The sequence below is a fragment of the Listeria tempestatis genome, assembly GCF_963575625.1.
GTDB classification, from domain to species: domain Bacteria; phylum Bacillota; class Bacilli; order Lactobacillales; family Listeriaceae; genus Listeria; species Listeria tempestatis.
Genome location: NZ_CAUYTK010000006.1, coordinates 34299 through 61018, shown reverse-complemented (window position 1 = coordinate 61018; position 26720 = coordinate 34299). Strand labels below are relative to the sequence as shown.

General features: G+C 40.2%; 20 protein-coding genes. 16 read left to right on the top strand and 4 right to left on the bottom strand.

From position 1 onward, the window contains the following. Positions 1 to 2: 2 nt before the first annotated feature. The 7 genes from R8923_RS09130 (at position 3) to R8923_RS09100 (ending at position 12580) form a co-directional block, all read left to right on the top strand. On the top strand, positions 3 to 1031 hold the full coding sequence (locus tag R8923_RS09130; protein WP_485872479.1) for a Gfo/Idh/MocA family protein: 1029 nt from the start codon (positions 3 to 5) through the stop codon (positions 1029 to 1031). Further along, entirely contained in the window at positions 1028 to 3172 is a 2145-nt protein-coding gene (locus tag R8923_RS09125) for a glycoside hydrolase family 65 protein (protein ID WP_485872478.1), read from the top strand. The genes R8923_RS09130 and R8923_RS09125 overlap by 4 nt, the downstream gene beginning before the upstream one ends. Positions 3173 to 3183: 11 nt before the next feature. After that, entirely contained in the window at positions 3184 to 4296 is a 1113-nt protein-coding gene (locus tag R8923_RS09120) for a glycerate kinase (protein WP_485872477.1), read from the top strand. Positions 4297 to 4927: 631 nt separating this feature from the next. Further along, entirely contained in the window at positions 4928 to 10969 is a 6042-nt protein-coding gene (locus R8923_RS09115) for an isopeptide-forming domain-containing fimbrial protein (RefSeq protein WP_485872476.1), read from the top strand. A 59-nt stretch (positions 10970 to 11028) separates the two neighbouring features. Further along, entirely contained in the window at positions 11029 to 11253 is a 225-nt protein-coding gene (locus tag R8923_RS09110) for an FmdB family zinc ribbon protein (RefSeq protein WP_485872475.1), read from the top strand. Next, positions 11250 to 11762 (top strand): DUF4352 domain-containing protein, encoded by a 513-nt coding sequence (locus R8923_RS09105; protein ID WP_485872474.1) that lies wholly within the window; start codon positions 11250 to 11252, stop codon positions 11760 to 11762. Before R8923_RS09110 ends, R8923_RS09105 begins: the two co-directional genes overlap by 4 nt. A gap of 29 nt (positions 11763 to 11791) precedes the next feature. Then, the gene (locus R8923_RS09100; RefSeq protein ID WP_485872473.1) at positions 11792 to 12580 is read left to right on the top strand and encodes a class A sortase; all 789 of its coding nucleotides are present in this window, start codon (positions 11792 to 11794) and stop codon (positions 12578 to 12580) included. 189 nt (positions 12581 to 12769) lie between these two features. Here the strand turns inward: R8923_RS09100 and R8923_RS09095 are convergent, their stop codons facing one another. After that, positions 12770 to 13153: a VOC family protein gene (locus tag R8923_RS09095; protein ID WP_485872472.1), complete on the bottom strand. Its 384-nt coding sequence runs from the start codon at positions 13151 to 13153 to the stop codon at positions 12770 to 12772. Positions 13154 to 13265: 112 nt separating this feature from the next. On the opposite strand from R8923_RS09095, the gene R8923_RS09090 reads away from it, so the two are divergent. Next, entirely contained in the window at positions 13266 to 14615 is a 1350-nt protein-coding gene (locus tag R8923_RS09090; protein ID WP_485872471.1) for a hypothetical protein, read from the top strand. A 65-nt stretch (positions 14616 to 14680) separates the two neighbouring features. Beyond that, positions 14681 to 14998, top strand: a complete 318-nt coding sequence (locus R8923_RS09085) for a thioredoxin family protein (protein WP_485872470.1) — start codon at positions 14681 to 14683, stop codon at positions 14996 to 14998. A 41-nt stretch (positions 14999 to 15039) separates the two neighbouring features. Here the strand turns inward: R8923_RS09085 and R8923_RS09080 are convergent, their stop codons facing one another. Then, positions 15040 to 15639, bottom strand: coding sequence for a nitroreductase family protein (locus R8923_RS09080; RefSeq protein WP_485872469.1), 600 nt, complete (start codon positions 15637 to 15639; stop codon positions 15040 to 15042). Positions 15640 to 15836: 197 nt separating this feature from the next. Between R8923_RS09080 and R8923_RS09075 the strand changes: the two genes are divergently transcribed. The 4 genes from R8923_RS09075 to R8923_RS09060 all read left to right on the top strand — a co-directional run bounded on the left by R8923_RS09075 (position 15837) and on the right by R8923_RS09060 (position 20049). After that, positions 15837 to 16196: a hypothetical protein gene (locus R8923_RS09075; protein WP_485872468.1), complete on the top strand. Its 360-nt coding sequence runs from the start codon at positions 15837 to 15839 to the stop codon at positions 16194 to 16196. A 270-nt stretch (positions 16197 to 16466) separates the two neighbouring features. After that, positions 16467 to 17561, top strand: a complete 1095-nt coding sequence (gene serC / locus R8923_RS09070; protein WP_485872467.1) for a 3-phosphoserine/phosphohydroxythreonine transaminase — start codon at positions 16467 to 16469, stop codon at positions 17559 to 17561. Then, entirely contained in the window at positions 17554 to 18738 is a 1185-nt protein-coding gene (locus tag R8923_RS09065) for a 3-phosphoglycerate dehydrogenase family protein (protein WP_485872466.1), read from the top strand. The genes serC and R8923_RS09065 overlap by 8 nt, the downstream gene beginning before the upstream one ends. 69 nt (positions 18739 to 18807) lie before the next feature. Continuing rightward, complete coding sequence (locus R8923_RS09060; RefSeq protein WP_485872465.1) at positions 18808 to 20049, top strand: DUF1015 domain-containing protein; 1242 nt, start codon at positions 18808 to 18810, stop codon at positions 20047 to 20049. A 241-nt stretch (positions 20050 to 20290) separates the two neighbouring features. Here the strand turns inward: R8923_RS09060 and R8923_RS09055 are convergent, their stop codons facing one another. Then, positions 20291 to 20812 carry a hypothetical protein gene (locus R8923_RS09055; RefSeq protein WP_485872464.1) on the bottom strand — a complete coding sequence of 174 codons (522 nt, stop codon included), beginning with the start codon at positions 20810 to 20812 and terminating at the stop codon, positions 20291 to 20293. Between the two features lie 22 nt (positions 20813 to 20834). Next, positions 20835 to 22295: a T7SS effector LXG polymorphic toxin gene (locus R8923_RS09050; RefSeq protein ID WP_485872463.1), complete on the bottom strand. Its 1461-nt coding sequence runs from the start codon at positions 22293 to 22295 to the stop codon at positions 20835 to 20837. Between the two features lie 282 nt (positions 22296 to 22577). Between R8923_RS09050 and mnmE the strand changes: the two genes are divergently transcribed. From mnmE to rsmG, 3 genes are all read left to right on the top strand, one after another. Further along, positions 22578 to 23951, top strand: coding sequence for a tRNA uridine-5-carboxymethylaminomethyl(34) synthesis GTPase MnmE (gene mnmE, locus R8923_RS09045; protein WP_485872462.1), 1374 nt, complete (start codon positions 22578 to 22580; stop codon positions 23949 to 23951). Positions 23952 to 23963: 12 nt separating this feature from the next. Then, entirely contained in the window at positions 23964 to 25850 is a 1887-nt protein-coding gene (mnmG, locus tag R8923_RS09040) for a tRNA uridine-5-carboxymethylaminomethyl(34) synthesis enzyme MnmG (RefSeq protein ID WP_485872461.1), read from the top strand. A 131-nt stretch (positions 25851 to 25981) separates the two neighbouring features. Next, positions 25982 to 26698, top strand: coding sequence for a 16S rRNA (guanine(527)-N(7))-methyltransferase RsmG (gene rsmG, locus R8923_RS09035; protein ID WP_485872460.1), 717 nt, complete (start codon positions 25982 to 25984; stop codon positions 26696 to 26698). The last annotated feature ends 22 nt before the right edge of the window (positions 26699 to 26720 follow it).

Below are 26720 nucleotides of genomic sequence, written 5' to 3'. Positions count from 1 at the left end.
AAATGAAAAAAAGAGTGGCGATAATTGGGGCTGGGCAAGTAGCAGAAACGGTTCATGCAGATTATTATAAGACACGACCAGAACTTGTTCTTGCGGCTGTTTGTGATCCGAATTTAAAGCGTGCAGAGGAATTTGCAGAGCAAAACGGTTTTTTAGCAGCATATTCGGATGCTAAATCGCTGTTTTTAAATGAAAAAGTGGATATTGTTAGCATATGTACGCCAAATCGTTTCCATTTTGAAAATGTGATGTTAGCACTTCAAAACGGTGCGCACGTCATGTGCGAAAAGCCGCCTGCAATGACGCCTGAAGAGGCGAAGGAAATGGCAGAGGAAGCCGCATCAAGAGGGCTCGTACTCGCATATGATTTTCATCACCGTTTCTCAGATGAAGCGCGGTTTTTAAAACAAGAGAGAAAGCTTTTTGGCGATATTTATATTACGCGTGCTAGGGCGCTTCGGCGTTCTGGCGTGCCGGGTTGGGGAACGTTTACGAATAAGGAAATTCAGGGCGGAGGTCCGCTTATTGATATTGGTATTCACATGCTTGATACGGCGATGTATGTGCTTGATTTCCCGGAAGTAAAGCGTGTTATGGCGAAAAGTTTCCAAAAAATTGGAACGAAAAAACGGATGGGCACGTTTGGTAGTTGGGACCCAGAAAAATTCACAGTAGAAGATGCTTTAATCGGGTGGATTGAGTTTAATAACGGGAGCGTGTTGGAGATTGAAACGTCATTTGCTCTGCATATGAAGGAAGATCGAATTTTTGATGTAGCATTTTTCGGGGATCAGGCGGGCGGAACGCTCTACCCAGCGGAAATTTACACCGATACGGACGGCAAACTAGAAATGCTCCGCGAACCTAATTTTATTTCAAAAGATAGCCATCCAGCTAGCATGTCGGCTTTTGTTGAAAAAGTTCTTACAGGGACGGGAGAAGTCGCTTCCGGCGAACAAGGATATGTCATCCAGCGTCTTGTTGCCGCACTTTATGAGTCTAGTGAGAAGGAAGAGTGTGTATATTTATGAGATGGATAGAACGCGAGTTTAAAATGGAAAATTTAAATAAATATGGCACTCTTTTTACAGTTGGAAATGGAAACCTAGGCGTGCGCGGTACGTTTGAAGAAGACTATTTTGAACAAGTACGTGGCATGTATGTAGCTGGCATCTATAATAAGCCCGCTGGGGGCGCTAGCGCCGAATTGGTCAACTTGCCAGATGTGATGCGGTTTAAAATTACGCTAGACGGTGAAGTCTTCTCCATGCAGCAAGGAAAGCTCGTTCAATTTGAACTATTCTTAGATTTTGCAACAGGAGAACTTGTTCGCCGCCTTGAATGGTGCAGTCCGAAAAACAAGTCCTACCAATTGGAATTTCGCCGTTTTGCATCCAAACAAAATAAGACGCTCGTTGCAAGTCGTATTGCGATTACAGCCCTTTCTAGCGATGCCTTAATTACAATTGAAACAGGAATTGATGGCCAGCAAACGAATTTTGGCACACAACAATTAATCGAGCGAGAACTTCGTGTTTCTGGGGAGACGCGCATGTATGCTTCGTATGAAACAACAGAAAGCCAAGCAAACATTACGATGATTTCAACGCTTTCTGAAAAAGCTGTTTTTTTTGCGAAAAATCGCCAATTAACGGGTAAAGTAACATACCAAGCTGTCAAAAACAAAATGATAACGCTTCAAAAAATGACACATATTTTTACAAACGTTAAAATGAGTGTAGATGCTGTTCCTACCGAAAATTATGATGCTTGCTTGGCGGAGTCAGCGCTAAAGTGGAAGGAATTCTGGCAAGGCGCGGGTATTCATATTCAAGCGGATGATGAGCTTGACGAGAAGCTTGTTTCATTTGCGCTGTACCATCTTGAAATTATGACGCCAGATGGTGAGGTGCCTCTTAGTGTCGGCGCGAAAGGGCTGACCGGAGAGGGCTACAAGGGACATGTTTTTTGGGATACAGAAATTTTCATTTTACCGTTTGTGCTACATAAAAATCCAAATGAAGCCAAAAGCCTACTGCTTTACCGCTATCACCGACTTGAAAAAGCGCGTGAAAAGGCGCGTAAGAACGGCTACAAAGGAGCTTTATTCCCGTGGGAAAGTGCTTTTAGTGGAGATGAGGAGACGCCTCTTTTTGCGGCGATTAATATTCAAACGGGGAAACGGCAGAAGGTTGCCTCAGCACTTGCGGAGCACCATATTGTAGCGGATATTGCGTTTGCGGTGGTGGCATATTATGAGGCGACAAAAGACGATACATTCATGCGAGATTACGGCGCTGAGCTGCTTCTTGAAACAGCAGAATTTTGGTTAAGTCGCGCGAAAAAAGAAGAAGGAAAACTTGTGATCCCTGACGTCATTGGTCCAGATGAATACACAGAACATGTTGATAATAATGCTTACACAAACTACATGGCGCACTTTAACGTCAAGCAAGCTGTCAAATGGAACAACGCATTTAAAACACAGGCGGAAAACTTCTTAAAAGAGCTTTATTTACCAAAACCGAACGCGGAAGGTATCATCCCTCAAGACGATACATTTTTACAAAAACCCGCTATTTCTTTGGAAAAATATAAGAAGGAACAAGGTAGCCAAAGCATTTTGCTAGACTACGCACGTTCAGAAGTCAACGAAATGCAAATTCTAAAACAAGCCGATGTCGTCATGCTACTCTATTTATTCCCAACACTGTTTTCAAAAAGTGTTATGGCAAAAAATTTAGCGTTTTATGAGGCGCGAACGATCCATGATTCATCGCTTAGTAAAGCCATTCATGCCATCGTAGCTAATTGGTGCTCTGACCGTGATCTTAGTTATCGCTTTTTCAAAGAAGCCTGTCTAATTGATTTTGGCGATAATCCGCACTCATCAGATGATGGGATTCACGCAGCTTCACTAGGTGCCATTTGGCTCATGGTGCTTCACGGGTTTTCGGGGATTCAAATTCGAGACGGTATTCTAACGGTTAATCCGAATTTACCAGATAGTTGGCATGAACTGCGTTTTCCGTTTTGTTATTTAGGGGAGCAATTGGCTTTTACGCTAACGAAAAGCGAGCTTCGTATTGAAAAACAAACGGATGAGCCGATGCAGCTTTCCGTTTTAGACAAAACCTATGTATTAAAACAAGCTATAACGATAAAATTTTAGGAGGTAGCGCCATGAAAGTAGTGATTGCGCCCGATTCATTTAAAGAAAGTTTGTCCGCGAAAGAAGTTGCTACAAGCATTCATAAAGGTTTTGCGCAAATTTTTCCGCACGCAGAATATGTTTTGCTCCCGGTAGCTGACGGGGGCGAGGGGACGCTTGCGGTGCTTTCTGACGCGTATCAGGCGGAGGTGCACACACTCGAAGTGACAGGTCCTTTGGGAGGAAAACGGAGCGTGTCGTACGCTATGAAAGAGCAAACTGCATTCATTGAAATGGCCGAAGTTTGCGGGCTCGATTTAATCCCGCTTGAAAAGCGAAACCCCCTAAAAATCAGCACAGTTGGCGTCGGGGAACTCATTTGTCATGTGGCAAATTTAGGCGCCACAGAAATTTTAATCGGCGTTGGCGGCAGCGCCTCAAATGATGGTGGAATTGGAATGGCGGCAGGTGTGGGCTATCGCTTTCTAGACACCGCAGGAAACGAGGTGGAGCCAATTGGCGAAAATTTACCGCTCATCACACAATTGGATGCCTCAGACGTTCTGGAGGCACTTAGAAACGTTAAAATTCGCGTCATAAGTGATGTCGCTAGCCCGCTTTGTGGGGAGAACGGTGCGACAGCCATTTTTGGGCCACAAAAAGGTTTACCGCAAGCTGAAATTGCTCGTGTTGATGCCGCAATGGCCGATTTTTACTCCCGTCATTTTGGACGCGTTCCAACTGAACCAGGTACTGGTGCGGGTGGCGGAATGGGTGCTGGTCTTAAAACATTTCTTTCTGCGGAACTAAACGGCGGAATTGAATTTGTCTTAGCCCGTTTGAGGATGGAAGAAGTCTGCCAAGACGCTGATATTATCATTGTTGGCGAGGGGCGCATGGACGGTCAAACCGCGCAAGGAAAAGCGCCGCTAGGTGTAGCAAAATGCGCCCCCAAAAACGTGCCCGTCATCGCGATTTGCGGCAGTGTGACGGAAGACGTGGCGGAGCTTTATTCAAAAGGAATCACAGCTATTTTCCCTTCCATTGGTCACGTAGCTCCGCTTTCCGAGATATTGCGTGACGCGGCGAAAAATATTGAACGAACAGCGCGGAATGTGGCAGCGCTAGTGAGAGGCGGCTTCTAAAAGTTGACTTTTTGAGGTCATTTCAAAATAAGTATATTTAAAAGCATAAATCTAGTAATAAAACCATTTTGAGAGTGGTGGTTGCTAGTTTTATGCTTATTTTTGTTTATCAAGATGCAGAAGTTGGGTATAAGGTAGAACTCTAAAGAATTTGCTTTCTGATTAATGTTTAAAGAATTGCCACAAACAAGATTTGAAATGCGTAAAATACACAAACGTTTCAAAGCTATCAATGATAATATGATAGGGCATGATTGAAACGAAAGTTTAAGTATTTTTATTGCATTTAAAACTTTATAACGATTTTCTTTTCAGCGGTATAAATAAAGCCAAATATTTCCTGTAATTTTTTGCGTTGTCCGTGGTTTTATTTTAATCCTGGAAAAGTTATTTAGTTAATCATGTGGTGACAATAAAAAACGTTTGTTAAAGAGTTGTTTTAAGGTGGTGATAACGGAGGGTGGCTAATGTTTTAAAAATAGTCACAATAAAAAACTTTTAATGTATAAATTACGCATAGGTTTTGAAGTTAGTAATGCTAAAATCAAATGGCATACGATATTATGCAACCACATTTCGTAAGAGAAAGGATGTTTATCAAATTAATAGATTACAAAGGAAGGGAAGAAAGATGCCCAATTTCAAAAAAGGATTTGCTGGCATTGCAATTTTGCTGTTGATCATTCAAACGCTTGTATCTCCTATTGTTAGTTTAGCTGCAACAAACACTAACTCAGGTACAGAAGATCAAGTGCTTAATTTATCAGCGGAAAATCAAAACGTTAAAACGGGCTCTAGTTTTGATGTTCATATTTCCCAAACAAGTGGTGATACAGCAACAATTGCAATCCCAAATAATATTTCCTTTGATAAAGTTGCCGACAACAACTTAAAAGCCAACATTAAAACTGCAACTTTTAACCAAGATAAATCAGAAATCACGATTACTTGGAATGAGGATAAAAAAGATAACGCCGCTGATTTAACATTGAAGGCTGAAAAAGCGGGCAATTATGGTCTTATCGGTAAAACAACAGTAGACGGGGTGGAACACACTTCAAATACATTGCTAATTACTGCAGAAAATCCGTTAGGAACGCCTTCACTTCAATCTGGTACGGTCAATGCTGATATTGATATTGCACCAGTGAACGCTTCCGTTCAAGCAGGGCAAGACGCTGTTTTTGCTCTAAACTTCAAAGTAACAGGAAGCCAAACAACGTATCAAAATGCAAATATTTATGTAGATCTTCCTGCAAATGGTTCATTTACACAAGATTTAAATGAATTAGCAATTTTCAACGTTGTTCCAAGTTATGATGCTAATGCGCATCGTTTAACGTATCATTTTGATACATTAAGCGCTGGGCAGGCAGAGCAAGTGCTTATCAAAGTGCATGCTGAAAATGGTGTTACAGCAGATGGAACCCAGTTTGTTGCAAATGCTAGCTTTACAGCTGACAATTTTACTGGGAATGCAACAGATGATGCCACTGTTACTGTAAAAGCTTCTTCGAGCGTTTCGATTTCGAAACAATACAAAGAAACATTGAAAAATGGTACCGTAAGTAGCGATCCGGCAGTAGATGGAGATACAGGTGTTTGGTCTATCAATGTCAATGCAGATGCTAAAGACACTGGTCTACTCTACTTTAAAGAAGGAAGTAAAATTAAAGTAGTAGATACGATTCCAGCGGGTCTAACATATGTTAGCGATGATTCGGGCGGAGTCTATGATAGCGCAGCACGTACGGTAACATGGGAATTTGATGCACCTACAATTGATGCACAAAAAGCAGTAGCAAGTGGGGATTCATTGTTTAATAAAACGATTGAAGTCCGCACAACATATGATGCTGGAATCACAGAAGTAACATCATATACAAATGCCGTAACAGTTTCGGCTGTTGATTATAGCAATCAAGAGATTACTAAGGATGCATCAGCTAAAACGTATGCAGGTCCATCGGGCGGGGATGTTCCAGCGCCGTCTGGAACGCTTATTTCTCCAGTGCATTATGGTCCTAAAAATGGGCAAGGTGATGTTGGTGGGGATAGTGCGAATCCTAATCCAAGTGTATATGATAGTGCTCGTTTAGGATTTTCTCTTGCTTTAACAAACTATTTAACAAATAGTCCTACAATGGATTATGATAAATACGAAGTGAATTATAATATTGATAATGCATTAAATTTAAGTGAGTTCGTGATTAATCCAAGTGATTATGACCCGGATTTTGCTCCCCCTGATGCGGTTTCTGTTGACCCTTCAAAAGAATCGAAAGTGGATATCTATGTCACGATTAATGGGCAAGAACAATTACTAGCACAAGGTGTTGGACCAGGAACATATAAATTACATGATTATGGAATTGCTGATGGGACGCATGTTAGTAAGATTCGGTATTCCTATCAATATCGACCAGCAGGATATAATAATTGGATTTATATGTATTATAGTGTGACACCTGGATACACTGGTGGAGTTACTAACACGGTTTCTTATGATGTGACAGGTTACAATGCAGAAGGAAATCAAGTTTCTTGGAATAATGATGCTGATATGAATGATAGTTCGACGCTGACAGGCGAGAGAACGGCAACCATTGTTCCAAAACCAGCAGGTTCGATTCCGATTCTTAGTAGCTCTATCAAAATAGTAAATCAAGAAAACGGGATTGTTCAACCAGGAAGAAATTTTGTTCAAGGTCAATTAGCTAATGACACTTCTTCTGTAGAAAAAGCAGGAAGTCCATTAGAAGAGATGTTGTTGCTTCCAAAAGGGGTTACCGTGGATGAAGCGAATCCTATGTATCAAATGGCTGATCAGCTTGCGTGGGGATCAGCTACCACTGATGGAAATAACGAAGAGGGAACTATTAAAATAGTTGATTCCAACTACAATGGAACGGGGCAACAACTAATTCACGTTAAATGGAATGAAGATAGTTTATATCCTGGAAAATCCATTTCTTATTTCTTCGCTGTTAATATTGCCGAAGATGCACCATCTACTTTAACACCAATGGTCTATGGTTCGGTTGGAGACGCTAATTTTGATGTTCCAACACAAACTGGAGATGCAATTACTAATTCTGTTAAAGAACAAGATACAAATGATATTAATGGTAATGGCAACGTAGATGAAAACTTAGTAGTTTCAGGTAATAAATACTATATTCTTCGTGAAGATAAGATTACGACTTCTAAACTTGTTAAAGGCGACCAAGATACGGAGTTTTCTAAATTTGGTCATACTTCATTAGGTGGAACAATCGATTATCAACTTAATCTTACAAATGACGGAGAAACCCAAATTAACCAGATGGTATTAATGGATGTACTTCCTTCTGTTGGTGATCTAGGCATCACAGATAATACGCAACGAGGAAGTCAGTTCACACCGATTATGACGGGTCCTATTACAGTCCCAGATGCATGGGCTGGAAAAGTAGCTATCACGTATAGTACAGCTACTAACCCAACTAGAGATGATTTAACACAAAACGTTCTATATCCAGAAACAACAACACCAATTACTAACCCAGCAGATGCACAAGAACCAAATTGGATGGATGCAACATCTGTAATGGACTGGAGTCAAATTCACAGCTTTAAGATTACTTTACTTGATAATGCAAGTTTCAACACTGGTGACAACATCATGTTAAACTTCTCTATGCAAGCACCAACGGAACTAGATGCCAATTTAACAAATCCAACAATTGATGAACAAACTCGTGCAGCATGGAATTCATTTGCTTTTGCTTCCAACAATTTACAAGCCGTTGAGCCTGAACGTGTTGGTGTCGTGGTGAATGATGCGCCAGAAGAACCTGTCATTCATAAAGATGTGGAGAACACACAACATGTAGACTTAACAAACCGTAATGACAGCTTTGATTGGCATGTGAATGCAGAGTTTGGAAACACAACAACAACATGGACAGAAGCAAGTATTACCGATACAATCAATGACTTACTAGACATTCAAAATGTAACAGTCGTAGATGAAAACGGAAATGATGTGACAGCCAATGGTCAAGTAAACATTGACGGCAACAACATTTCGTTTGACTTAGCTGAACAAGATGGTAATTTTAATTATTTAGCTTATCATACGTACACGATGACAATTACAACCAAAATCAAAGATACTGCGACAGACGAAGAATTAGCACCATATATCGCATCAGGAGGAATTCCAAACCAAGCGGATCTACACTTCGGTAATGCAGGAGAAGTAATCCACTCTGAAATTCCAACTGTGACGCCTCCACCAGAGGAACCTGTCATTCATAAAGATGTGGAGAATACACAACATGTAGACTTAACAAACCGTAATGACAGCTTTGACTGGCATGTGAACGCAGAATTTGGAAACACAACAACATCATGGACAGAAGCAAGTATTACCGATACAATCAATGACTTACTAGACATTCAAAATGTAACAGTCGTAGATGAAAACGGAAATGATGTAACAGCTAATGGTCAAGTAAACATTGATGGCAACAACATTTCGTTTGACTTGGCAATGAAAAATGGTGACTTCACGTATTTAGCAGGTCATACGTACACGATGACGATTACAACTAAAATCAAAGATACTGCGACAGACGAAGAATTAGCACCATATATCGCATCAGGAGGAATTCCAAACCAAGCGGATCTACACTTCGGTAATGCAGGAGATGTGATTCACTCTGAAATTCCAACTGTAACGCCTCCACCAGAGGAACCAGTGATTCATAAAGATGTGGAGAATACGCAACATGTAGACTTAACAAACCGCGATGACAGCTTTGACTGGCATGTAAACGCAGAGTTTGGAAATACAACAACAACATGGACACAAGCAAGTATTACCGATACAATCAATGACTTACTAGACATTCAAAATGTAACAGTCGTAGATGAAAACGGAAATGATGTAACAGCTAATGGTCAAGTAAACATTGACGGCAACAACATTTCGTTTGACTTGGCAATGAAAAATGGTGACTTCACGTATTTAGCAGGTCATACGTACACGATGACAATTACAACTAAAATCAAAGATACTGTGACAGACGAAGAATTAGCACCATATATCGCATCGGGAGGAATTCCAAACCAAGCGGATCTACACTTCGGTAATGCGGGAGATGTGATTCACTCTGAAATTCCAACTGTAACGCCTCCACCAGAGGAACCTGTCATTCATAAAGATGTGGAAAATAAACAACATGTAGACTTAACAAACCGTGATGACAGCTTTGACTGGCATGTAAACGCAGAGTTTGGAAATACAACAACAACATGGACACAAGCAAGTATTACCGATACAATCAATGACTTACTAGACATTCAAAATGTAACAGTCGTAGATGAAAACGGAAATGATGTAACAGCTAATGGTCAAGTAAACATTGATGGCAACAACATTTCGTTTGATTTAGCAATGAAAAATGGTGACTTCACGTATTTAGCAGGTCATACGTACACGATGACGATTACAACTAAAATCAAAGATACTGTGACAGACGAAGAATTAGCACCATATATCGCATCGGGAGGAATTCCAAACCAAGCGGATCTACATTTCGGTAATGCAGGAGATGTGATTCACTCTGAAATTCCAACTGTGACGCCTCCACCAGAGGAACCTGTCATTCATAAAGATGTGGAGAACACGCAACATGTAGACTTAACGAACCGCGATGACAGCTTTGACTGGCATGTCCAAACAAAATTTGGAAACACAACAACATCATGGACACAGGCAAGTATTACGGATACAATCAATGACTTACTAGACATTCAAAATGTAACAGTCGTAGATGAAAACGGAAATGATGTAACAGCTAATGGTCAAGTAAATATTGATGGCAACAACATTTCGTTTGATTTAGCGAAACAAGATGATGCTTTCACGTATTTAGCAGGTCATACGTACACGATGACGATTACAACTAAAATCAAAGATACTGCGACAGACGAAGAATTAGCACCATATATCGCATCAGGAGGAATTCCAAACCAAGCGGATTTACACTTCGGTAATGCAGGAGATGTGATTCACTCTGAAATTCCAACTGTGACGCCTCCACCAGAGGAACCTGTCATTCATAAAGATGTGGAAAATAAACAACATGTAGACTTAGCGAACCGCGATGACAGCTTTGACTGGCATGTGAAAGCAAGCTTTGGAAACACAACAGCATCATGGACACAAGCAAACATTACAGACAGCATTAATGATTTATTAGACATTCAAAATGTAACAGTCGTAGATGAAAACGGAAATGATGTAACAGCTAATGGTCAAGTAAATATTGATGGTAACAACATTTCGTTTGATTTAGCGAAACAAGATGGCGATTTTAGTTATTTAGCAGGTCATACGTACACGATGACAATTACAACTAAAATCAAAGCTAGTGCAACAAACGCAGAATTAGCGCCATTCGTTAAAAATGGTGGTATTCCAAATAGAGCGAGCCTTACATTTGGTGACACAGCTAAAACGATCTATTCGGAAAAACCAACAGTAACACCACCACTTGATTATCCAACAGGTCATTTACCTCACACAGGTGATACGGATAACATGATTTGGATGCTTGCCGGCGCACTTGTGCTATTAGGTACACTAACACTCGTGGCCCGCAGAAGACGTAACAACGCTTAACACAACGATAGCTAGGCAAGATGTTCTTGCCTAGCTATTTTTTGAAAGGAAGTCAGAATTTGAAAAATAATGAACCTGAAACATATCCAAAGATTCAAAAGAAGTCACTGAAGGAACAAGAAGCGATTATCCTGGCCCATTTGAAAAATAAAGAGATAAGTTTCCATTGTAAGAAGTGTGGTTATCATTTTCCAATTCAGCAAAAAATGCAAAAAGTAAGCTGTCCAAAATGTCGGACAACTTTTCAGCGTAATTTTAAAAAGAAAGTAGAGATTCAAAAATGAAGAAGCGTAATAAATGGTATTTATTCTTTGTCATTGTTATGGTAGGTTTAATTGGATTTGGAGGATACTGGGCATTTAACTTTAAAGAAGAAGCTACGAGTGCCGTTGTAGACAATATGAAAGTTCAAGTATTAAGTCAAAAAACTTCAGACCAAGTTGGAACTTCTGATTGGAAAAAGAAAACAAACGAAACATTCCTCATCCTAGATACTAAGATGACCAATCAATCTAATAAAGAGCAATCTGCTAGCCTATTGAAATTTAAAATAAAAGATACAAACACAAAAATAGAATACCCTTTATCCGAAAGTGCAACGATTTCAAATAGTTTAAATAAAAACGGGAAAATGAAAGATGTCTTTTTCTTAAGTACTCTAGCTAAGGGAGAAAGTAAGGAAGGACAATTAGTTTTTGAAATGCCCGAAAAAGCAGTAAAGGCGGACAGTCTAGAACTTGTTATTTCAAGTACAAAAACAGCTCAACAAAAAACGATAAAAATACAGAATTAATCTGTTTTAAATAAGGGAGTCACTAAGTTATGAAATTCCGAATTACTTGTTATTTATTAATATGGCTTGGCATCCTTCTTTTTAGCATGCCTTTTCTAAAAAATGAATACCTAACTTACCAGACGACTAAATATGATGTAACACAGTATACAAGTCGAGAACTTATAGAAAATGAAGAAAAAGCAAATTCAGCAACGCCTGAGAGCAACACCCTTATAACTATACAGCCGCCATCCGTAAAAGATATACCAAAATCAGTGATGCATGACTATTCAAAGGAAATTGTTGGCGGAATTAGCATACCATCTCTCAATGTTCAGCTACCTATACTGCAAGAAATGACAAATGAAAATTTATATGTTGGCGCAGCACCTGTTACTAGCGACCGGGAAATGGGTGCGGGAAACTATGTTTTAGCTGCACATCATATTCACCGAGAAAATGCTTTCTTTGGTCCTCTTATGGATGCCAAAAAAGGCGAAAAAGTTTATCTCCAAGATGGAACATTTCAATACAGCTACAAGATTACAAATGTAAAAATAGTTCCAGAAACTAATACGAGTGTACTAAAACAAACAGAAAAGCCTACGCTCACACTTATTACTTGTGACAAACCAACAGCAACAACAAATCGGCAAATTGTAACGGCAGAATTAGAACAAAAAGTCCCATTAAATCAAATAAATAAAAATGAAGTGGCTTTCTCAACGAAAACAATACCGACATTTAATTTTTGGAACATCATTATTGGAGCAAGCGTCATTTTTATTCTTGGGCTTCTACTTGTAATTATGTGGAGAAGACCAGAGAAGAAATAACCTAGGTATAGATTAAATAATTAAAAGGAGTCTCTAATATATGAGGCTCCTTTTTTCGTTGTTTAGAAAGCAAACAGAAGTTGTGTGCTGAAACTAAATGATAGGGACGGACAGATAAAGACATAATCGTATTGCTTATAGAACTAAATCCGCTGTGAGAATGTTTTTTAAATTGTTTCACGTGAAACATTACGGTAGATTTAGTTGCCATGAAATGCCGAAGCGGTCTGCTACCCACGCGAATTTTTGGCTGAATCCGTAGTTGTTTAGTGGCATTAGGACTTTACCATCTGCAGAAAGTAGGGCAAGATAGGATTCAAGCTCTTCCAAATTTTCACAGTTAATGAAAAAAGAAGTAGATGGGGTGAAATCGAAATCGTGTTTAATGCTACTATCGCTTATGAAAATTTCTAAATTATGGATTTTGATTTTTCCAAGCATAATGCCATCATCTTCATTCGGGTGTTTGTTTATGAAAACCACCTCTGCCCCGCGAAAAGTCTCTAAATAAAGTTGTATAGCTTGCTCAGCGGCTTTGTTTTGAAACATCAAGAACGAGTTTATTTCTTTCAATGGAATGCCTCCTTTTAAAAACGTCTTTTTTTGCATTATAACATGACAAATATTGTGTGAAAAGTTGCTAGAAAAAGTGTATGATGGAAAAGAAATAGGGAGGTTATAATGGATGAACCCTAAAGGGAAATTTTATATGTATGCCGTTGTGAATGCAGCGCCATTTTTACCGTATTTACTATTTATTTTAGTCGGGAATGAATATGAGGGCTGGCTAAATGGCTATGCCGCGCTCATTATTTTTTATGTGTTTAATTACACAGGGACATTTTTATTTAACGCATTTGGGAGAAGAATGAACACCAAACACCATTTATTGTTACTCCTATGTATTGGCATGTTTGGTTCTTTAATTGCTGCGCTTGCACCATTTTCAACACTTTGGATCGAAATCGGCGCGATTTTTATCGGCATTTCAAGCAGTATGATTTTGCCGCTTTACATTACGTTACAATACCATGAGCGCTTTTTTTATGGGAGAAAAATGAGTAATAAAAACTACTTAGCTGCGCTTTCTGTTCTCCTTGTCGCAACTTGTACCGCAATTTTCCTGGTGCAGTTTACTTTTCCGTGGATGGCGTTCTTATTTTATGCCTTACTTTTAGCGGTGACTTTCTATTTTGTTTATAAATTGCCAAATTACGAAGTAGGACGAATTGAAAAAACGAACTTTTTAATACGCCCTTTTATAGTTTTTCTAGTATTTTCGGTAATTATTTTTATTATAAAAGGTGTACGAACAACAGATTTAGCGAGCCTAGTAACCCTTGCCGTTTTTAGTTGCATATCCGGAATCATTATCTTAGTAGTGACGCTCATCCGCTTTCGTCCGGTTTTAAAATTACCCATACTAGTTCACTATTTTTCAATTGGACAAGGAATGGCGGTTAGTTTCGCGCTTTTATACGGAACGTTTTACTCCTTGGCGGAACAAAATTTTAATTATATGCTATATAGAATTTATTTAGTGTATTTCTTTGGAATTATTTTTTCATTGCTTTTTGAGCCATTGTGTAAGAAGTTTTGGAAGACGCGTCCGATTTTGGAACTTTACGGGGTAGGTGTAACAATTGGAGTGGTTTGTATGGTTTTTCCGTGGACGATTTCAATTGGCGTTTTTATTATCGGCATGTTTTCTTCGATGACAGGGCGGTTTTTAAATCGGCAAGCGTATGATTATTCGGCAGATGCGATGAAAGATGCGAGCTTATTGCTCCGAAATCGCTGGAATAAATTAGGTAGCATCGCGCATCAAATTATACTCGTGTTCTTGCTCTTTTTTGGCAGTCTTTTTTCTCAAGAATTGACTATTACAAATGTTGTCTACGCGCTTGGCGGTAAAGGAGATTTTAAGAGTGTTTTTCTCCCAGATTTGCTTTTTGCTGCTAGTAGCATTGCGCTTGTGATTATTTTGTACTGGTTTATTGGGGTAAAAAAATATGTAAAAAGTGTTAAAAAGTAAACACCTAAGCTCGTTTGCTTGACGCATAATGGACTTTGGCATAATCTGAACGAGAGGTGAGGGAAATGGCAATTATACACGCGAAACAAGGTGAGCTTGACGAATTAATTTCCAATCATCCGAGAATATTGTTGAATTTTTGGGCGGAATGGTGCGCACCGTGCCGATGTTTTTGGCCAACGCTTGATCTGTTTTCTGAGATGGAAGGCGAATTTATTCAAGTTGTAAAAGTGAATATAGATAAAGAAAGAGCTCTTGCGGAACGATTTCAAGTGAAAGGAATTCCGAATTCCATCGTAATTGTGAATGGTGAAATAAAAGGGAGTATTGCGGGAATTGTAAGTTGTGAGGAACTTCGTAATCGTGTCAAAAGTTTCATTTAAAAAGCCACATGTCATTAAAAGCGACGTGTGGCTTCATTTTTTTATTTAAATGTACGGAAACGTTTTTCGTCATCGATGAATTCTTTTTCGCCTGCTTCTGCGACGATGTTACCAAATGGCATTTGCGCACGCAAGTTCCAACTTGCGGGAAGGTTAAACTCAGCTTGCACAGCATCATCAATTAGTGGGTTGTAATGTTGAAGCGATGCACCAATTCCGGCGTTTGCAAGTGCTACCCATACAGAGTGTTGGGCGATGCCAGTGGATTGTTCTGACCAGATTGGGAAGTTGTCTGCGTATAAAGCGAAGTTTTCTTGTAAGCCTTCGATAACTTCTGTATCTTCGAAAAATAAAACGGTGCCGTAGCCAGCGCGGAAAGAAGCGATTTTTTCTTCAGTGGATGCAAAGCTTTCAGCAGGAACGATGCCGCGAAGCGTCTCCTCTGTCATATTCCAAAGCTTATCATGGCTTTCTCCAAAAAGAATAACGGCACGAGAGCTTTGGGAGTTAAAAGAAGAAGGACTTAATTTAATGGCTTCCTTAATAATGTCCTCGATTTCGTTTTGTGATAAAGAAACGTTTTTGTCTAAAGCATAAATGGAACGGCGAACTTTAATTGAATCTAAAAATGTATTTGTCATTGATTAAAACTCCTTTTTAAATGTTATCTACTTACATAAGTATAGCAACTATATTTTTAATTTCAACTATAAAATTTCAAGAAAAATTTATGTAAACGCTATCTATGTTGTGGTTCTAGATAAAAAAATTTTTAAATAAAGAACAAAAAACTTGCAAAAAGGAACGTTTGTTCGTATAATAAGAATAGGAAGAGGTGATGATGATGGTTTATGCTTTGCCACTAAAAGAAATTGAATTTGATGCCAGTCTAGCATCTCTAAAGATGCGCCCGGTGTGTGATGTTGTAGAACAAGTTAGTTTTCTTATTACACTTCAAGATGCCATAAAACGAGAATGGCTGGTGCGTTTACAATATTTTGAAGAGGCTGACGTAGCCCATTTAAATTTGGCTCCATTTGAAGACCCAGAAGCTTTTCGGGGTTTGGGTTGGATGCGTACGTTAGAGCTTGTACCTCTTGAATTAGATGATGTAACGCAGGAGATTCTACTAAAAGATGTTCTAGGAACTATTTATGCCGTTCAATTTAGCGATATAGTGAATATTGAATTAATGTAGAAAAATAGCAAGCGACCATCTTGGGCGTTTGCTATTTTTTTGTTTAAATTCGGCAGAGCTTCTGCTATAATATACAAAAGTATAAAAAGACAGTTTTTTTAAGCAATTTAAAAAATTGTGGCTAACTTCACAATTTTGAAAGTAGGTGTTCTGTCAAAAAAACAAATAGGCTCATGTCTCACCGGTTGGCGCAAATGATTGGTAACCTTTTGAGAAGAAATACTGGTGATTCGTTTTTAGTAAAATGATTGTGAACAGGAGAGATGATGAGTGGAACGTGTCTATAATTTTTCAGCGGGACCGGCAACTTTGCCCGTTCCAGTACTAAAGCAAGTTCAGGAAGAATTGTTGTCGTATAAGGGGTCTGGTATGTCTGTCATGGAGCTAAGTCATAGATCCGCGCTTTTTCAAGAAATTATTGATTCAGCCGAACAGTTGCTTCGTGAGCTAATGGATATTCCAGACAATTATAAAGTGCTTTTTTTGCAAGGTGGCGCAAGTTTACAATTTGCGATGGTTCCCTTAAATTTAGCGCAAGGCAAAAAAATAGAATTTGTGAATACAGGAAGTTGGTCAAAAAAGGCAATTTTAGAGGCTAAAAAGCTGCCAAATGTTACGACTTCTGTTATTGCATCATCTGAAGATAGAAATTTCAGCTATATCCCAAATATTCCTGCACCGTCTAAAGATGCAGCTTATTTGCATATTACAGCAAACAATACGATTGAAGGGACAGCCATATTTGATGTGCCTAAGACGGGCGATGTGCCGTTAGTTGCCGATATGTCATCTAATATTTTAGCAAGCCACTATGATGTGCGTGATTTTGGACTTATTTATGCAGGCGCGCAAAAAAATATTGGTCCGGCTGGGCTTACGATTGTCATTGTTCGCGAGGATTTAATTGGGGGGGCGGAGAACTTGTCTTCTATGCTTGATTATCAGGTTATGGCAGATGATGGTTCCATGCATAATACGCCGCCTACGTTTGCGATATATGTGGCGAAGCTTGTCTTCGAATGGATTAAGGCGCAGGGTGGTGTGAGTAGCATGGAGGCTTTGAATCGCCGAAAAGCTGGTCTGCTTTATTCGTATATCGATGAATCAAATCTATTCAGCTCGCCTGTTGAGCCGTCTGTTCGGTCGCTAACAAATATTCCTTTTACGACCGGTGACGCAAAACTGGATCAAGCGTTTATTCAAGAGGCTCTAAAAAAAGGTTTTGTGAATTTGAAAGGGCATCGTTCGGTTGGTGGGATGCGGGCGAGCGTGTATAATGCGTTTCCGATTGAAGGTGTGGAGGCGCTCATCGCTTTTATGAAGGATTTTGCGCATAGCCATGAAGGGGGAAAGGTTCATGTTTAATATTGAAACGTTAAATGCGATTGCCGATGAGGGGTTAAGAACTTTTGATTTAGAGAAATATGTGCTTGATGCGAATGCGTCCCCTGATGGTATTTTACTTAGAAGTTATGGTTTGCATGACTACGATTTTCCAGAATCATTAAAAGCGATTGCGCGAGCTGGTGCTGGTGTGAATAACATTCCGCTTGACGTGTGTTCAGAGCGTGGCATCGTTGTGTTTAACACGCCTGGTGCCAATGCGAATGCAGTGAAGGAGCTCGTTCTTGCGAGTTTATTTATGGCAGCTCGGCCGATTATTGAAGGCAACACTTGGGTTCAAGGAATCGATGATGATGATGTGGAAACGAAAGTAGAGGCTGGCAAAAAAGCTTTTGCGGGAACAGAGCTTTATGGGAAAAAATTAGGTATTATCGGACTTGGCGCGATTGGTGCACTCGTTGCAAATGATGCGGTGGCACTCGGCATGGAAGTTGTTGGTTTTGACCCGTATGTTTCGGTTGACACGGCATGGAAGATTTCAAAAGACGTCAAACGTGCCATTACGCTTGAGGAAGTTTTGGCAACATGCGATTATATTACAGTTCATGTTCCACTGCGTGACAACACGCGCGAAATGTTCAATGCAGAAACCTTACTTTTGTTAAAACAAAATGCCGTGTTGCTTAATTTCTCTCGTGGGGAACTCGTGCAACAAGACGCAATTTGTGAAGCGCTAGAGGCTAATCAATTGCGCATGTATATAACGGACTTTGCGACTAAAAAACTGCTTCAGACAGAAAAAGTCCGCGTTTTGCCGCACCTCGGAGCTTCAACAGAGGAAGCAGAAACCAATTGTGCGCTTATGGCATCTCGCGAATTGCAATATTTTTTAGAAACGGGAAGCATTAAAAATTCGGTGAACTATCCGTCAGTGGATATGCCGTATAATGGGCATCCGCGAATTGGTGTGTGTCACCGTAATATCCCGAATATGGTTGGGCAAGTCACAACAATTGTTGCCAATCATGCGATGAATATTATGGATTTAACGAACCGTAGCCGCGGTGATTATGCGTATACGCTAGTCGATATGGACCAAAATGATTCTAACAGTTTAGAGGCGATTAAGCGCGAGTTAGAGGGTGTTGGCGGTATTTTACGCGTACGAATTATCGAACCTTTAGGTGTTACGGTATAAATTATTTCCCGGGAAATAATGGAGCCTTAAGGAATTTCTTGAGGCTCTTCAAATTTAGGAGGAAAAATTATGGTGAATGTACGGCCATTTCAGGCAGTAAGACCGAATGGAAAACTGGTGAATAAAATAGCGTCCTTGCCGTATGATGTTTTGAGCAGTGTGGAAGCAAGGGAGCTAGGCGATGCGAATGAATATTCATTTTTACATATTGATAAAGCGGAAATTGATCTTGAGAAATCATTATCGCCGTATGATGACTTAGTTTACTCAAAGGCAAAAGAAAATTTACGAGCGTTTTTACAAAAAGAGTGGTTGAAAAAAGATGTTCATTCGGGTTTTTATATTTATGATTTGGAGATGGGTGGCCGCACGCAGACGGGGATTGTGGCTACGACTGCGATAGATGATTACATTTCTGGGAAGATTAAAAAACATGAGTTCACACGGGAGGAAAAGGAGCTCGACCGTATTCGTCACGTTGACACTTGTGATGCAAATACGAGTCCCATTTTTTTGACTTACCGCGGTAAATCGGAAATTAATTTGGTAGTCCAGCAATTTAAGGCTCAAAACGCGCCTATTTATGATTTTTCAAGCTTTCATGATGTTACGCACAAAGTTTGGCATATTGAAGATGCTGATATTGTAACGCGTCTTTCAGCGGCTTTTTCGTCCGTTCCAGCGCTTTACATAGCGGACGGGCATCATCGTACGGAATCAGCTGTTAAAGTAGGATTAAAGCGGAGGGAGGCGCACCCAAATGAAGGTCCAGACGCAGAATTCAATTTCTTCTTATCCGTTTTGTTCCCAGCTGAAGAACTCGAAATCCTTGATTATAATCGCGTTTTACGTGTGCCCATCCCAACTGATTTCTTTACCCAACTAAATTCGCGTTTTGACATCACGGAAAAGCAAGCGACGCCGTTTAAACCAAGCGCGCCGAACCAAATAGGGCTCTACATGGACGGCAATTGGTACGGCTTGACAGTCAAAAAAACCCGCATTCCAAATGATGTAATCGGACGACTTGATGTTTCACTATTGCAAAATGAAGTGCTTACACCCATTTTCGACATCCGCGATATTAGACGTGACGACCGCATCGATTTTGTGGGCGGCATACGCGGGCTTTCTGAGCTAGAAAAGCGCGTCGATAGCGGCGAGTTTTCCATAGCTTTCGCCATGTATCCGCCAACAATGAACGACCTATTAAGTGTGGCAGACGCAAATGAAATTATGCCGCCAAAATCAACATGGTTTGAACCAAAATTATTAAGTGGCTTGTTTGTTCATGAACTAGAAAGTGAATAAGGTAAGATAGACTTGGGACATAATTAGATTTTGTCCTACAAGAGGAAAAATAAAAAAGCATGAATCCAGTAATCACGCCATCTTAAAAAATGGATTTTACAAGATTTATGCTTATTTTTTATTTATGTTAGACTCTTCAATAACTTCGCATGTTCTATCTGGATAACCGTACAACAAATACAGCCAGCTTTTGTTAGTTATTGGCAACTTGATTACGAGGCTTATGATGGAGAGCCTTATTTTATTTAATATATTTTCGAATTTCTTTTTCTTTTACAGGAAATACTTTTCCGAAATCTCCTGTATATTCTTTTCCCTCAGTATCTTCTGTCCAACCACATCCTGTGCATTCTAAAAGAATCTCATTTGGCTTATCTGTATAAACGACTTTTATATATCTTAATTCATCATTTGGTGTTATAGGACAATCTTTACCAGAATATATGGTGACCATATCCCATAGAGTATCTCGAATTGACATTGCCAATGTATCAATGTTTTTATATTCACCTTTACTTAATCTAGCCTTTTCCATATCCAAAGACAAATCTGGAGTTGGAACAATATATTCTTTAGTATCAATAGAAATTAAAACATCTAACCCCCATTTTTCTAAAATTGAATCTGTGAAATAATCTCTATGTTCACTTATAAACATTACATAAGCTTGATAGTAATCCTCATAGCTTTCTAAATTACTGTCACATCTAGAAATTTCGCGAAATTCTTTGACTAGCTCTCTATCTAATATATTTTTTGTCATTTCAAATTTCCTCCTCACAATTTTAAGGTTTAGGAATTGGATATGTGGTAATTAAATTTCCTGCTTTATCAGTATATATCTCAATCCAACTAGTTGGACTCCCGCCATGTTTTAAAGCAGTATTTCCAATGACCTCTCCTGTATCAACAATTCTTTTATATTGTCCACCATGTATTTCCATAACAGTTGATTTTACAACGTTTTGCGATTGCAAAATCTGTTTCAAATTATCAGCAGAAGTAGAAAAAATAGATCGACTATTTGCTAAAGGTCTATCAAAATGACCTTCAAAAACATGATCGAACCCAGCAGAAACAGGTTCTCCTGATTTTCTAAGCGGAGTAAATCGAGTTTGCCCATTTGAAACGTTAATTCTTGATTGAACCACTCCAACATTTGGATTTGGAACATTTGCTGCACTACCTCCCTTATACACCATACTCCCACTAATTGCCGCCAAACTTAAACCTACACCTGTGAGCGCATCCATCACGCCTGCGTCAGACAGTTGGCCTTCCCAGTCTTCCACATAAGCTGAAGCTTTCAAAATGCTCCCTGCCGCGCCTGAATATACTTTTCCGTCCATGTAATACGTCTTATTTTGCCACGATTTCATGATTTTTTCGTTTAGCTCGTCTAATGTTAGTATAGTATATTTAGCCTTGTCTTGGTAGTCGCCTGTTCGTTTTAAATAGGCTTCAAGTTCACGGTTCGGGACACGGACGCCGTCTTTCTCCAAAATCCACATCGCTTGTTCTTTTCCGTTTGAATCGGTATAAGGTACCTTGAATAAGAGATAGCCTTCCAACTGAGCTTCGCGTTTTGGATCTATCCCGCGCGCTTCATTCAGCGACTGCTGCAAGCGCTGCATCGCCGGCATAAAGGTTTTCGCGACACCGTACATGCCTGTTTCTGCGTTAAAGTGCACTTGATTTTGGAGCGCATCCATCGCCCGTTGCACAGCGCACACAAGCTCACGCAACGGGGCGAAAAAATGCGTATGGCTTTGTTCAAAGGCGATGTATTTCTCGAGTATTTTTTCTTCCTCCATCACTTCATAAAGCCGCATCGAATAGGCTTGTTGCTGACCTTGTAAGGTTGTTCCCATGCCACCGCCCATCGATTGTGCGATTCGTTCTTTTTCCCGCTTCAGTCGCCGCACGTCCGCCATCACATCCTGCAAAAGCTCGGCATCAATATAGGCATCTGGCGTGTTATCGACTTGGCTATAAAAATCTTGTATGTACTGCGCGAGTAAATTTTCACTCATCTCCATCGCTTGCAGGATGGTGTCCACCAGTGGCACATAACTCGCTTCAAAATATGCTTTCGACGCCTCGACCGCTTTCCCCGAAACACGCGTTTCCTTCGTATAGGCGATAACCGCCTTTTGGAACGCCTTCAGCCATGCACGCGCCTCCGCATTGGAAGTTCGGAGCGTATCTAAAAAGTGTTGTACTTCGAAACTCGCAATTCGACTCATTATCCCCATCCCTTCTAACTGTTTATCTATAATATCAATATACCATTCAAACGATTTTAAAATTGTGACTACTTTGTGAATTTTTTTGACCTTCACGCATCAAAAACATACTAAGATTAAAAAAACGGTTGTTAAACACACGTGGATAAGTTAAAATAGTAGATATTAAATTTTATAACTTGTGAATAGCAAGCTTTGGTGAAAGCAGAGCGAACTGTTGAGTGCAAATAAAAATTTATTCAAACTAAATTTATTCGTTTTTACGGAGAAAGGTGGGGTAGAATGGATTTTGATACTATTGCTGCGATCTCAACACCGCCAGGCGAAGGTGCCATTGCAATTATTCGATTAAGCGGTGATGAGGCGATTCCAGTAGCGGATCGTATTTTTTATGCCAAAAAACGGCTAATTGAAGCAGAAAGTCATACCATTCATTATGGTCATATAAAAGAAGACGGTGAAACAATTGAGGAAGTGATGGTCTCGGTCATGCGCGCACCACGGACGTTTACACGTGAGGATGTTGTGGAAATCAATTGCCATGGTGGCATTGTATCTGTGAACCAGGTGTTGCAGCTTCTACTAAGAAGTGGCGCTCGGCTAGCTGAACCAGGAGAGTTCACAAAACGCGCTTTTTTAAACGGAAGAATTGATTTATCGCAAGCGGAAGCCGTGATGGACTTGATTCGAGCGAAGACGGATAGAGCGATGGGCGTTGCGCTTAAGCAAATGGGTGGCAATTTGTCACGCTTAATCCGGAGTCTTAGACAGGAAATTTTAGATGCACTAGCACAGGTTGAAGTGAACATTGACTACCCGGAATACGATGATGTGGAAGAAATGACCATGAAAATGCTACTTGAGAAGACGCAGGTCGTGAAAGCATCGGTGAATCAGTTGCTTCAAACTGCTAGTCAGGGGAAAATTCTACGCGAGGGACTTGCGACGGCCATCATCGGCCGACCGAATGTGGGGAAATCATCGCTTTTAAATCAGCTCATTCAGGAAGAGAAGGCGATTGTCACGGACATCGCGGGAACGACGCGTGACATCATTGAAGAGTATGTAAACGTACGTGGTGTGCCGCTTCGCCTAATTGATACGGCTGGTATTCGCGAAACCGAAGATATTGTAGAAAAAATTGGGGTAGAACGATCACGAAAAGCTCTCGCAGAAGCTGATTTTCTGCTACTCGTTTTGAACCAAAATGAACCGCTAACAAAAGAAGATGAGGCGCTTTTTGAAGCCGCACGTGGAACCCGTTTTGTCGTCGTGTTAAATAAGACGGATTTAGAATGTAAGATTGATTTAACTGACGTTACGCGTCTAGCAGATGGGCAACCAGTCGTTCAAACATCGATGTTAACAGATGGTGGTATGGGTGAGCTTGAAGAAGCCATCCAAACACTATTTTTCACTGGTGAAATTGACGCTGGAGATGCAACGTATGTATCAAACGTGCGCCATATTGCGTTGCTACATCAAGCGCTAGACGCCCTAGACGATGTCATTTTAGGCGTTGAAACTGGCATGCCAGTCGACATCGTACAAATTGACATGACTCGCGCCTGGGACTTACTAGGCGAAATTACAGGTGACTCGGTACAGGACGAATTACTAGATCAATTATTTAATCAATTTTGCCTTGGAAAATAAGGAGTGGAATAGATGCAAGTTTATGATGCAGGAGAATATGACGTTATTGTCGTTGGAGCTGGGCATGCTGGTGTTGAAGCGGGGTTAGCTAGCGGTCGAATGGGTGCTAAAACGCTTATGCTCACAATTAATTTGGATATGGTGGCTTTCATGCCTTGTAATCCATCTGTTGGCGGACCCGCAAAAGGTGTTGTCGTGCGTGAAATCGATGCGCTCGGCGGTGAGATGGGACGCAACACAGATAAAACTTATGTGCAAATGCGTATGCTAAATACTGGAAAAGGTCCAGCAGTGCGCGCGCTACGTGCACAATCGGATAAATGGGATTACCAGCATGAAATGAAACACACAATTGAAAAAGAGGCTAATATTACGTTAAAGCAAGGTCTCGTTGACCGCCTAGTAATCGAAGACGGGGTTTGCAAAGGAGTCATTACAAATGGCGGAGCGAAATATACGGCTGATGCTGTCATTTTGACGACGGGTACTTTTTCGCGCGGTGAAATAATTGTTGGCGAACTAAGATATTCAAGTGGTCCAAACAACCAACAACCGTCCGTCAAACTATCCGAACACTTGGAGGAGTTGGGTTTTGTTTTAAGACGTTTTAAAACTGGTACGCCACCGCGCGTAAAATCGAGTTCCATCGATTATTCACAAGCAGAAATTCAACCAGGAGGCGAAAACCCGCGTTCATTTAGCTTTGAAACAACTAATATGGTGCTAGACCAATTGCCGTGTTGGCTCACGTACACGAATGAAGAGACACATAGCATTATTAATGAAAATTTAAGTCGCTCGCCAATGTTTACAGCCACAAAAAAAGGAACGGGTGCGCGTTATTGCCCGTCCATTGAAGATAAAATTGTGCGTTTTAGTGATAAGCCGCGCCATCAAATCTTTCTTGAACCAGAAGGACGCAACACTGAAGAAGTTTACGTCCAAGGGCTTTCAACGAGTTTGCCTGAAGATGTGCAAGAAAAGATGCTACGCACGATTCCTGGGCTTGAAAACGTTGAAATGATGCGTGTTGGCTATGCGATTGAATATGATGCGGTGATGCCAGATCAGCTCTGGCCATCGCTTGAAACGAAACTAATTCCAGGCTTGTTTACAGCTGGTCAATTGAACGGCACAAGTGGTTATGAGGAAGCGGCTGGTCAAGGTTTGATGGCGGGGATTAATGCTTGCCGCAAGGTCCAAGGCAAAGATGCCATTATTTTAGGGCGTGACGAGGCGTATATTGGTGTTTTAATTGATGATTTAGTTACAAAAGGGACGGAGGAACCGTACCGTCTATTGACCTCTCGCGCAGAATACCGTTTACTGCTGCGCCATGATAATGCGGATTTGCGCCTAACGGAAATCGGACATGAAATTGGTTTGATTTCAGATGACCGCTACGCTCGTTTCCTAGAAAAGAAAGCCGAAATTGAAGCGGAAATCAAACGTCTTCAAAAAACGCGAATTAAGCCGACTGAGGAAGTTCAAACGATGCTACGCAATTTAGGAAGCGCTGAGCTTAAAGATGGTATTTTAGCCGCAGATTTCTTACGTCGCCCAGAACTAACTTATGAAAAAATCATACAAATTGTTCCACGTGAAACAATTCTCTCTGCGGACGTTGCAGAACAAGTGGAGATTCAAATTAAATATGAAGGTTACATTGAAAAGTCCTATCAACAAGTTGAAAAAATGAAGCGTATGGAAGATAAAAAAATCCCTGAAAACATTGACTACGATGCTATTTTTGGACTTGCTACAGAAGCGGTCGAAAAGCTCAAAAAAATTCGCCCGCTTTCCATTGCACAAGCTAGCCGTATTAGTGGAGTTAACCCAGCGGACATTTCCATTTTACTCGTGTATATCGAGCAAGGGAAAATCGCGAAGCTGAAATAAAGAAGAGAGCATTTAGATAGGTACCAGTTAAACGGTCTCCTATCTAAATGCTTTTTTGTCTGGAATAGTATAACATCTCTGCTCGAGTTATGATAAAATAAAATGGAAAATGATTGGAAAAGGGGAAGAAAATGAATCCAGAACAATTTAAAGCCGCTCTTGCTGAAAAAGGTATTCTTTTAAATGAAAACCAAATGAATCAATTTGATTGTTATTATAAAACGCTAGTTGAATGGAATGAGAAGATGAATTTGACGGCGATAACCGAAAAACAAGAGGTATATTTGAAACATTTTTATGATTCGATTTCGGCTGCTTTTTTTGTAGACTTTACAAAAATTAAGTCTGTCTGTGACGTGGGGGCGGGTGCAGGTTTTCCGAGCATTCCAATTAAAATTTGCTTCCCGCATCTTGAAGTTAGCATTGTTGATTCTCTAGCTAAACGAATTACATTTTTGACCCATTTGGCGGAACAAATGCAACTTGAAAATGTGAATTTTTATCATGATCGTGCGGAAATATTTGGCCAGAATAAGGAACACCGGGCGCAGTTTGACCTTGTAACCGCACGTGCTGTTGCCAGAATGAGTGTGCTATCAGAATTATGCATTCCACTTGTGAAAAAAGGCGGGATTTTCCTTGCAATGAAGGCACAGCAGGCGGAGCAGGAACTTGAAATAGCGGCTAAGGCTATTTCTCTTTTTGGGGGAAAAGTGACGAATCATTTTGCGTTTTTACTTCCTGTCGAGAGCAGCGAACGAAATATATACGTCATTGAAAAAGCAAAAGAAACGCCAAATAAGTATCCGCGTAAGGCTGGAACGCCAAATAAACAACCAATTGAGTAATGTTTTTCATTCTGCTAAAATA

What these genes read in the sequence shown, in the direction of transcription:
- R8923_RS09130 (WP_485872479.1), top strand. Translation starts at nt 3, where the DNA reads ATGAAAAAAAGAGTGGCGATAATTGGGGCTGGGCAAGTAGCAGAAACG.
- R8923_RS09125 (WP_485872478.1), top strand. Translation starts at nt 1,028, where the DNA reads ATGAGATGGATAGAACGCGAGTTTAAAATGGAAAATTTAAATAAATAT.
- R8923_RS09120 (WP_485872477.1), top strand. Translation starts at nt 3,184, where the DNA reads ATGAAAGTAGTGATTGCGCCCGATTCATTTAAAGAAAGTTTGTCCGCG.
- R8923_RS09115 (WP_485872476.1), top strand. Translation starts at nt 4,928, where the DNA reads ATGCCCAATTTCAAAAAAGGATTTGCTGGCATTGCAATTTTGCTGTTG.
- R8923_RS09105 (WP_485872474.1), top strand. Translation starts at nt 11,250, where the DNA reads ATGAAGAAGCGTAATAAATGGTATTTATTCTTTGTCATTGTTATGGTA.
- R8923_RS09100 (WP_485872473.1), top strand. Translation starts at nt 11,792, where the DNA reads ATGAAATTCCGAATTACTTGTTATTTATTAATATGGCTTGGCATCCTT.
- R8923_RS09090 (WP_485872471.1), top strand. Translation starts at nt 13,266, where the DNA reads ATGAACCCTAAAGGGAAATTTTATATGTATGCCGTTGTGAATGCAGCG.
- R8923_RS09085 (WP_485872470.1), top strand. Translation starts at nt 14,681, where the DNA reads ATGGCAATTATACACGCGAAACAAGGTGAGCTTGACGAATTAATTTCC.
- R8923_RS09080 (WP_485872469.1), bottom strand. Translation starts at nt 15,639, where the DNA reads ATGACAAATACATTTTTAGATTCAATTAAAGTTCGCCGTTCCATTTAT.
- R8923_RS09075 (WP_485872468.1), top strand. Translation starts at nt 15,837, where the DNA reads ATGATGATGGTTTATGCTTTGCCACTAAAAGAAATTGAATTTGATGCC.
- R8923_RS09065 (WP_485872466.1), top strand. Translation starts at nt 17,554, where the DNA reads ATGTTTAATATTGAAACGTTAAATGCGATTGCCGATGAGGGGTTAAGA.
- R8923_RS09060 (WP_485872465.1), top strand. Translation starts at nt 18,808, where the DNA reads ATGGTGAATGTACGGCCATTTCAGGCAGTAAGACCGAATGGAAAACTG.
- R8923_RS09055 (WP_485872464.1), bottom strand. Translation starts at nt 20,812, where the DNA reads ATGACAAAAAATATATTAGATAGAGAGCTAGTCAAAGAATTTCGCGAA.
- R8923_RS09050 (WP_485872463.1), bottom strand. Translation starts at nt 22,295, where the DNA reads ATGAGTCGAATTGCGAGTTTCGAAGTACAACACTTTTTAGATACGCTC.
- mnmE (WP_485872462.1), top strand. Translation starts at nt 22,578, where the DNA reads ATGGATTTTGATACTATTGCTGCGATCTCAACACCGCCAGGCGAAGGT.
- mnmG (WP_485872461.1), top strand. Translation starts at nt 23,964, where the DNA reads ATGCAAGTTTATGATGCAGGAGAATATGACGTTATTGTCGTTGGAGCT.
- rsmG (WP_485872460.1), top strand. Translation starts at nt 25,982, where the DNA reads ATGAATCCAGAACAATTTAAAGCCGCTCTTGCTGAAAAAGGTATTCTT.